Annotated in this window: 3 protein-coding genes; 2 read left to right on the top strand and 1 reads right to left on the bottom strand. The window is 67.2% G+C overall.

Annotated elements, in window-relative coordinates:
* On the bottom strand, window positions 1-913 hold a 913-nt coding region (locus V3572_RS12610), incomplete at its 3' end, for a tRNA dihydrouridine synthase (protein ID WP_332111362.1).
* A 205-nt stretch (window positions 914-1,118) separates the two neighbouring features.
* Between V3572_RS12610 and V3572_RS12605 the strand changes: the two genes are divergently transcribed.
* Both V3572_RS12605 and dnaX read left to right on the top strand, forming a co-directional pair.
* Complete coding sequence (locus tag V3572_RS12605) at window positions 1,119-2,045, top strand: branched-chain amino acid transaminase (RefSeq protein ID WP_332111361.1); 927 nt, start codon at window positions 1,119-1,121, stop codon at window positions 2,043-2,045.
* A 57-nt stretch (window positions 2,046-2,102) separates the two neighbouring features.
* The coding region (dnaX, locus tag V3572_RS12600) for a DNA polymerase III subunit gamma/tau (RefSeq protein ID WP_332111360.1) at window positions 2,103-2,819 on the top strand (717 nt) is incomplete at its 3' end.

The raw sequence follows: 2,819 nt of genomic DNA, 5'->3' as shown, positions 1-2,819 counted from the left end.
AGGCGCGTGATCCGGCCAGCCCCTTGAGGTAGCGGGGAACGGCCGTGCGCATCTTGAGCAGGCCCCGGGCCGAGGGGGCCATGGCCCGGACCAGGGCGGCATGCCTGCGGATCAGGGCGGCCATGTCCGGGCCGGTCGGCGGGGGCAGGGGACGGCCGTCCAAAAGGCTGCGCAGGCGGGCGAAAATGGTCGGATCGGCCAGGGCCCCCCGGGCGAACATGACCCCGGCCGCCCCGGTTTGCTTCAGGCAGGCCGCGCCGTCTTCGGCGGTCCACAGGTCGCCGCTGGCCATGACCGGGATGGGGACGGCCGAGGCCAGGGCGGCGATGGCCGACCACTCCGAACGGCCGGCATAGCCCTGGGAGGCGAAGCGGGGATGCAGGGTCAGCCAGGAGACCCCGGCCCCGGCCAGCCGTCGCCCCACGTCCAGGCAGACCTGGCGCGGCGGGGCGACCCCCAGGCGCAGTTTCACCCCGACCAGGGGATTGTCCCCGGGCAGGGCCTCGCGGGCGGCCTTGACCATGGCCCGGGCCACGGCCACGAGCAGGTCCGGATCGCCCAAAAGCGCCGCCCCGGCCCCGGACTTGGCCACCTTGGGAACCGGACACCCGGCGTTTAGGTCGAAATGGCGGAAACCCCGCCCGGCCAGCCAGGCCACGGCCCGGGCCGCATAGTCCGGCTCGGCCCCAAATATCTGGGCCACCAGGGGGGCGTCCCCGGGACAGGTGTCCAAGAGCCGGGCCGTGCCCGGGGAGCCGAAAAAAAGTCCCTTGGCGCTTATCATCTCGGTCACGGCGGCGGCGCAGCCGTTTTCCCGGCACAGCATGCGGAAGGCCAGGTCGCTGAATCCGGCCATGGGCGCCAGCCAGGGCGTTTTCGGAGAGAAGGGCGGGGCGGGGGAGGGCGTGTCCATGCGTGGGCTGTGTCTGTCCTTTGCGGTGTGGTGCGCCCCGGAAAAGGGGAGGGCGGTCAATGGGAAGTTTTTCCCATAAACAGGGTTTGCTTGACCTGCAAGGGGGATTTTTTTAGCCTCCCACTCTTACCCTGCGCCGCAGGATGGCTCCGATTCCCGGAGTCTGGCCCCAGCCCGGGGCACGGCAGGAAAAACGAGGTGGGAGATGGGGATTCAGACGGATTTGATCTGGTTTGACGGCAAACTGGTTCCGTGGAACGAGGCCCAGGTCCATGTCATGACGCACACCCTGCACTACGGCGTGGGCGTGTTCGAGGGCATCCGGGCCTATAAGACCGTAAACGGCGGCTCGGCGGTGTTCCGCCTCAAGGAGCATGTGGACCGCCTCTTCGGCTCGGCCAAGATCGTGGGCATGTCCATTCCGTATTCCCAGGACGAGATCGTCACGGCCATCCTGGACACCTTAAAGGCCAACAAGCTGGCCGAAGGCTACATCCGGCCCCTGGCGTTCATCGGCACGGGCCAGGCCATGGGCGTACACCCGGGGAAAAATCCCATCCAGGTGGCCATCGCCGTGTGGCCCTGGGGCGCGTATCTTGGCGCGGAGGCCCTGGAGAAGGGCATCCGCATCTGTACCTCAAGCTACACCCGCCACCATGTCAACGTCATGATGACCAAGGCCAAGGCCTGCGGAAACTACGTCAATTCCGTCCTGGCCAAGACCGAGGCCATCGCCGACGGCTACGACGAGGCCCTTCTGCTCGACCCCACGGGATTTGTTTCCGAGGGTTCCGGGGAGAACGTGTTCATCGTCAAAAAAGGGATCATCAAGACCCCGCCCCTGACCTCCATCCTGGCCGGGATCACCCGGGACAGCCTGATCGCCGTGGCCCGGGATCTGGGGTATGAGGTGGTGGAGCAGCTTTTCACCCGCGACGAGGTCTATGTCAGCGACGAGGCCTTTTTCTCCGGCACCGCCGCCGAGATCACCCCCATCCGCGAGTTGGATCGCCGGGTCATCGGTGCGGGCAAGGCCGGGCCGGTGACCAAGAAGCTTCAGACCGAGTTTTTCAAGGTCGTCAAGGGCGAGAACCCCAAATACGCCGCCTGGCTCGATGGCTACAGCCTGTAGGATCACTTTGGAAGGAGTGGGGCGCGCCCCACTCCTTTTTTCCCCGTACGGAGCGGCATGTCCACCACGAGTCTGACCACCAAATACCGTCCGCAGCGCTTCGGCGAGGTCGCGGGCCAGGAGGCGGTGAAGCGCATCCTGTCCCGGGCCGCCGCCGAGGACCGCGTTGCGCCCGCGTATCTTTTCAGCGGCACGCGCGGGGTGGGCAAGACCACCCTGGCCCGGGTGTTCGCCAAGGCGCTCAACTGCGAACGGGGCCCGGCCGCCGAACCATGCAACGAATGCCTGCAATGTCGGCAGATCACGGCGGGCATCTCCCCGGACGTGGTGGAGATCGACGCCGCCACCCACGGCGGGGTGGACGAGGCCAGACGCCTCAAGGAGGACGTGGGCTATTCGCCGCTGCAAAGCCGCTACAAGGTGTTCATCATCGACGAAGCCCACATGCTCTCCAAGGCGGCCTTCAACGCCCTGCTCAAAACCCTGGAAGAGCCGCCGGGACGGGTGACGTTTATTCTGGCCACCACCGAGCCCCACAAATTTCCGGCCACCATCGTCAGCCGCTGCCAGCACTACCTGTTCAAGCGCATGACCCAGGCCGAACTGGACGCCCATCTGCGGGGCATCCTGGAACGTGAGGGCCTTGCCTTCGAACCCTCGGCCGTGGCGCTCATCGCCCGGCGCGGGGCGGGCAGCGTGCGCGACAGCATGTCGCTTCTGGGCCAGGTTCTGGCCCTGGGCGGCGAGGGCCTGACCGAGGCCGACGCCCGGGGA

It is taken from the genome of Desulfolutivibrio sp., from assembly GCF_036584575.1.
Classification (GTDB): Bacteria; Desulfobacterota; Desulfovibrionia; order Desulfovibrionales; family Desulfovibrionaceae; genus Desulfolutivibrio.
This window is presented reverse-complemented; position numbering and strand designations above follow the sequence as displayed.

What these genes read in the sequence shown, in the direction of transcription:
- V3572_RS12605 (WP_332111361.1), top strand. Translation starts at nt 1,119, where the DNA reads ATGGGGATTCAGACGGATTTGATCTGGTTTGACGGCAAACTGGTTCCG.